The following is a 5,748-nucleotide window of genomic DNA, read 5'->3' on the forward strand; positions in this document are numbered from 1 at the left end:
CAGAAATTCGAGGTGGATATTGCCGTTGATAACAATAACTAAAGGCATTGAGATAGCGGCTACGTTGTTGTGCAAACTTTATGTCTAGGGAAGTATTTGGGGGTGGTGGGGCAAACAAATCTTCTTCACTGCGAGTTAAAGAACCCACCCCAATAATAATGTCTTGACTACCGGCTGTTAAGCGTACTGGCGTTTGGTTTGCCGTCGGACGAGTGGGACAAATTTGTTCCTGAACCGAGCGAGCTGTATTTCTTCGAACATATTTATAAAGGTGATCCATTTCGATCAACCCTTCGGGATTCGCTGCTTTTCCCTTTAAGCCCTCCACTAAATAATGAGTGAAAATTCCTCCAAATCCTGACACTTCCCAGGATTGCTGTCCTTCCTCACAGGATAGTAGCGCGAAAAAATCCTTGCCTGCACTACTCACATACTGGTTGAGATTTTCCGTGAGCTTTTGCCCAATGGCTGGATTAACCTCCGGACTATCATCATGATCATCGCCTAGGGGAGAATCCTGAGGCGATCGCTCTAAAACGGCAGAACCTCGACTCCTTGCCCCAAATTGCCCAATCGTGCCGCCACTATGACAAGCATCCATTACAACCACCTGACGACTGGCCTTCGATGCCTTGAGTTGACTGAGCAGATGACGAACTCCCAGCCCTGTTTCCAGCAGGTTATCTGTTTGAGTGGTGCTTAGACAAAGATAGAGTTGATCATCCGATCCGATTTCTCCGTGGCCAGAGAAATAAATGAAGAGGGTATCCCTCACTTTCACAGATTGAACGATAGTCGCGAGTTCTGCTTCTACATCTTCCTTCGTAACGGGGCGATCGCCGCTTGCGCCATAGAGAGGTCGAATTTCCGATGCCTTAAAGTCTTGAGTTGCTATTTTTAAAGCATCTTCCAGCTTTTGGCAGTCAGACACAGCGCAGGATAGAGGTTTCAATCGAGTATCTGTGTAGTCATCAATCCCAATCAGTAGCATCCAGATGCGCGCTTTTCCTTCTTTCAGGAAATCTAGATATCCATTTAGATCATCTCTCATAGCCCCCTGCACCTCAATACTACATAGTAAAGCCCTGAAAACGGTCTTTTATCATCCTAGAAACGCTGTTATGAACGTAAAGCAGATCAAAACCACATCCGTGAAGCTACGCTAATCTACTGTTCAACTTACTTACACTGGCTTAACAGAAGGAGCATGATTTATATCACCTCAGAGAGTAATGTAACACACCTCTCCGTGTTTTTGCGGTTATTTATGGCACTAAAATCATCACTAAGCCTGTCCGTATATAGGGCAATACCAGGCAGTGCCAGCAACACAGCTTATTCAGCACGATGAGGTTGGTTTTTAGAGCATAAACTGAACTGTCTCCTGTTGCTCACCCAGCACAAGGGTGACCTCAAATGCCTCACCTGCTTCGCCAATTAAAGGCAAGAGTTCAAGATTGGAGTCGTTTGGTGTAGATGCTTGGCAGTCATCTTCATCGCCTCCAGAACAGCTTAGCGATAGATATTGAGCGGTTTCTAGCGGTTGACTGAGACATGCACGGATAGAAACGCGGTATTCCGATGAAGCAGTGTCCTTGGCGGCATGGTTCACGGGTTCAATTTGAACCCTAAGACTAACCTTGCCATCTATGACAAGGCGTTCACCTTGAGACGAGCTAGAGCTTCCTCGGGCGATCGCCCCTTGAAAGTCAGTCTCTGCTAAGGTCTGCACCGCATTCCAGCCCGACGTAATCTGTCCTTGGAGCCACTGTTGTAGACGTACTATCGTCGGGGTCGTACGGTGTTGATACAGCGATTGACGGTAGTCAGAATGGGTAATCAAGGCGGCCCATTGCCCAAAGGGAACATCAAGGCGTGGCGAATAGCGCTTAATTGTGGCTAAGTCTGTAATCAATGACTGAGCGATCGCGGCTCCCAGGGGCAGAATATCTGGCACAATCGGCGTAGGGTTAGGCATCACTTCCCGCTCCACCCAGAGAACGTTGAAGTCATCAATAAGCTGGTGTTGATCAAGACAATAGGAGCGATCGCGCTCTTGGAATTGGGCAGCCGTTTTAACCGCCTTGTGCGGAGCATAGCCTAAAATCCGTCCCCAGCCATCCTCTAGATTAATCTGTGCTGATACGTAGTAATCTGCCACCCAGGGGCTATCTACCCATTCCTGGGGAATGCGCAACTCATCAACCTCAAGCGCATCGCTAGGAATCAGCGCAAGCCGAATTCCCTGAACCTCAACGATGAAACCATTCAATACATCCCATACACTGGGTAACTCATCCATGGATAACCAAGGAACTGGGCTAGTATTCAGGTCTTCCTCTAACCATCGTTGGCTCAACCGCAGGCAAAGCCAGTTTTGATAGATCTGATGATAGGAATTTGGGCTGGAATAAGCCTGACCCTTCATCTGTTGTTTTGCCCATTGAATGTCTTCAGCAGTCAGATCTATCCAAACTTGCTGCGGTGCCATATTCATCCATTCATCTACCGTAAACATGCTGTATGCCTCCCTAATGCTGCTTACATAATATGTTGAGTGAGCCATTGGCGGATAAAATCGATAAGTTTCTTGTCTAGCTCGGGATAGGGAGCGAGATCAATATCCAAGCTATCCTGCATCCAGAGCTTGAATGCATCCAGCAGGTGTTGTTCAGTTAGGAGACAATCCTGAGAGGCTTGAGGCGATAGCGAAGGGCTAAACTCGTCTGAATGATCGTCCCTCAGGTCTTGGTTATAGGCAGACTGGAGTAAGACGTAGTCAGATTCAGCTAAGGTGAGTAGCAAGTTACTCAGAACATCGCTAACCGCTTGACGGCAAAAAAGTTTAAGAACCTCTGAGACATGCTCGCTAATATTGCGAATGATCTGTTCTGCAGAAAGCGGGGTGTCTGTTAAGCCAGAGGCGCGATCGCAGATCTGCCGGGCTAGGGGCTGAATAAGTTTACGCTTGTAGGCATCCAGCTTGCGAGACAGTTGATATTGCTTTTGGGTGCCTAGAGATGCTCCCATGAGCTTTAAGACATCGCTTTGGGTGAACCCCAACCCCAACCACAGCAGCATGGCATGGTAGTAACCTGGATCTAAGTGCTGAAGCGTCGCCGCTAAGCTCTCCTGCAAACACTGCAGTTGCTGCTCCAAGCGCTGGGCATCTTGGGCATCAAGAATCTCATCTAGGGGCGTAATCTTCTGTTGCTGATCTGCTTCGGTTTCCAGTCGCTGACGCAGTGTCTTAGGATCGCAGTGATTGCGGAGCCCAGCTTCAAGCTCACCCATCATCTGCTCTGCGTCCTGCCAGTTGGCTATGGGTAGCAGGGTTGGTGATTGAGCATGGTAGCGCTCCACAATGGCTTGCCATTCCTCCGCAGTTGGATCTGGAATACGGCGTGCCTGACCGTTCCTGCCCTGTTGAGGTGGCGCTTGGTGAATTTCACGATAGCTCTGCCAAAGGGCACCATACTGTTCGATATCCTCAGGCGATCGCCCGCTGCCTGAAAGACATTCCCGAATTTGTCTGCGGCTGACAGCACGCAACAATCCATGACGTCCCAAGTTGTTCACTTTCTCATGAACATGGTTGGCTCGAACGGTGTCATAGACAACCCCATAGATTTTCGTTTCGGCATAGGTGCGAACCTGTGATTTTCGAAAGTCATAGTGCTTGAGCAACTTGGCCGGATCGCTAATAGCAATCATCGCCATTTGCAGGTAATCATCCCACTGAGTTGACCGGTGGTCGTAGTGCTTATAGACAAACCGGCGGGTCGCATACCAATAGCTGGGCTGTAGGTAGGCAATCAGCAGGTGCTGGGGATCGCGGGAACCCTGGCGAAAAAAGGAATGCAAAGACGCCTCTGTCTGCCGTGCCTGCAGATAGTGATGTAGTTGAAGCAATACATCTGGCTGATCCGCATAGGCTTGGAGCCGCAGTTCCACCAGACTTGAGTCCGGCGATGATGGGGGCACAAACTCCCCATCTATCGTCTGGAGCTTGAGCAGCAGGTACTGTGCCCAGTGGTCATGAGATATGGTCAGTGGGTCATCAGAAACAATATGTCCCATGAGTCGCCGAAGTCCCCGATCAGTGCGCCGAAGGGGAAACATAGTCCCCTGGCTGAGGTCAGCCAGTAGGAAGGTTGAGAATTCTTTAGCCAGTTGATCTTTATAACTGGTCATAGGTGTTGACATCCCTAGAACCCCAAAACAGTTGGTAGAGGCAAGCTGATGACGGGTGAAGATGTTGCTGGAAGTACAGCCACTCGTCATAGCATCCTACTTCTCTACTCGGATCGGCAATGCAGAACTTATGCAGCGGTTCTAAAAAGTTGTCAGATCTTTTTCTTCTTCCTTCGTTTCTTCAGCCCAAAGGCGATCGCTCCCCCCAGCCTGCCCCAGCTTAGATGTACTACCCATCCGGGGGAGACTGAAATGTAAATCCATGGGTCATAATAAAACAGAAGGATTTATAAAGATTTGTAAGCAGCCGTCTTAGGTTGCGATCGCTGGGAGGCACATTGTGACAGAGTCTGCATTTCGAGGAGGCCAAGACCCCAACGCTGCCCTAGAGGCTACGGGTTCTGATGATCCATCCACCTCGCCAGCGATCGCACCGGGATGGTGGTCTTGGTTTGCCAGCAAGCCTGGCCTATGGATTGGTTTGGGCTTGGGTCTGGCAGCCGGGTTGCTGGTCGGCGGCATGAGACTGACTTCGGAGCCAGCGGCGGCGGTGGATGATGCGAGCGAAGCCACGGAATCAGCGGCGCAGCCGGTGACCGTGCTCACGGTGCAGTCTACCTCGGTGGAGCGTAGTCTAGAGACAACCGGGACGGTGGTGCCCTACGATTTGCTGCCGATCGCCCCGCGCACCAGCGGTCTGCAGATTCAGCAAGTTTTGGTGGACGACGGCGATGTGGTGACGGCAGGGCAGGTCTTGGCGGTGCTGGATGATACGGTACTGCGATCGCAACTGCTGGAAGCCCAAGCCAGTCTCGAATCAGCTCGGGCCAATGTGCGCCAGCAGCAGGCTACTCTCGCCCAGACCCAGGCCACGTTGGCGGAGGCGGAGACCAATTTGCAGCGCTTCCAGAGTCTGCGGGATGAAGGGGTGATCAGTCAGCAGGATTATGACAGTCGGGCGACGGCGGCCGTTACCTCCCAGGAGGGTGTGCAGGTGGCGATCGCCAATGTCAACAGCGCTGAGGCTCAGGTCGCTAGTCAGGCGGCACGCATCCAGCAGTTAGAAACCCAGGTGGATCAAACCTTGGTGTTGGCTCCAGCCGATGGCCTTGTGGCCGAGCGCATGGCGCGATTGGGAGATGTGTCTTCCACCGGCACGCCCTTGTTTTCGCTAATTCAAAATGGTCAGTTGGAGCTAGAGGTGACCCTGCCCGAAACCCAGCTCTCTCAAGTGCAGGTGGGCATGCCGGTACGGGTGACGTCGGATGCTGATGCACGCATTGACCTGCAGGGACGGCTGCGGGACATTGCGCCCTTGGTGGATCCCCAAACACGGGAAGCCACGCTGACGATTGAATTGCCCAGTTCATCACTGCTGCGATCGGGGATGTTCCTACAGGCCGTGCTGATTTTAGACAGTCGTTCTGGGGTAACGATTCCCACGGCGGCAGTCTTGCCCCAGCAATTCTCAGTATGACAAAAGGCTGTTCAAGTCCTGGGAATGGCAGTAGTGTAGTGATATCTGAGAGCGCCAAGAGAGCCAGAGTCGTTGAA

Annotated in this window: 5 protein-coding genes; 1 reads left to right on the forward strand and 4 read right to left on the reverse strand. The window is 51.3% G+C overall.

Annotated features, from left to right (window positions below; genetic code table 11):
* From JUJ53_RS01925 to JUJ53_RS24980, 4 genes are all read right to left on the reverse strand, one after another.
* A partial coding sequence (locus JUJ53_RS01925) for a caspase family protein (protein WP_204150299.1) occupies positions 1-1,051 on the reverse strand: 1,051 nt, incomplete at its 3' end.
* A gap of 309 nt (positions 1,052-1,360) precedes the next feature.
* Positions 1,361-2,518 carry a DUF1822 family protein gene (locus JUJ53_RS01930; RefSeq protein WP_204150300.1) on the reverse strand — a complete coding sequence of 386 codons (1,158 nt, stop codon included), beginning with the start codon at positions 2,516-2,518 and terminating at the stop codon, positions 1,361-1,363.
* A gap of 23 nt (positions 2,519-2,541) precedes the next feature.
* Positions 2,542-4,194, reverse strand: a complete 1,653-nt coding sequence (locus JUJ53_RS01935; protein ID WP_204150301.1) for a hypothetical protein — start codon at positions 4,192-4,194, stop codon at positions 2,542-2,544.
* A 141-nt stretch (positions 4,195-4,335) separates the two neighbouring features.
* Positions 4,336-4,458, reverse strand: a complete 123-nt coding sequence (locus tag JUJ53_RS24980) for a hypothetical protein (protein ID WP_275415714.1) — start codon at positions 4,456-4,458, stop codon at positions 4,336-4,338.
* Positions 4,459-4,534: 76 nt separating this feature from the next.
* Here JUJ53_RS24980 and JUJ53_RS01940 point away from each other — a divergent pair, with 76 nt between their 5' ends.
* Positions 4,535-5,671, forward strand: coding sequence for an efflux RND transporter periplasmic adaptor subunit (locus JUJ53_RS01940; RefSeq protein WP_204150302.1), 1,137 nt, complete (start codon positions 4,535-4,537; stop codon positions 5,669-5,671).
* Positions 5,672-5,748 lie beyond the last annotated feature (77 nt).

Origin of the sequence: Leptolyngbya sp. CCY15150, from assembly GCF_016888135.1 — a bacterium.
GTDB lineage: Bacteria > Cyanobacteriota > Cyanobacteriia > RECH01 > RECH01 > RECH01.

Excerpts from the sequence above, each read along its gene's own strand:
- JUJ53_RS24980 (WP_275415714.1), bottom strand. The coding sequence starts at position 4,458 with ATGGATTTACATTTCAGTCTCCCCCGGATGGGTAGTACATCTAAGCTG.
- JUJ53_RS01935 (WP_204150301.1), bottom strand. The coding sequence starts at position 4,194 with ATGACCAGTTATAAAGATCAACTGGCTAAAGAATTCTCAACCTTCCTA.
- JUJ53_RS01930 (WP_204150300.1), bottom strand. The coding sequence starts at position 2,518 with ATGTTTACGGTAGATGAATGGATGAATATGGCACCGCAGCAAGTTTGG.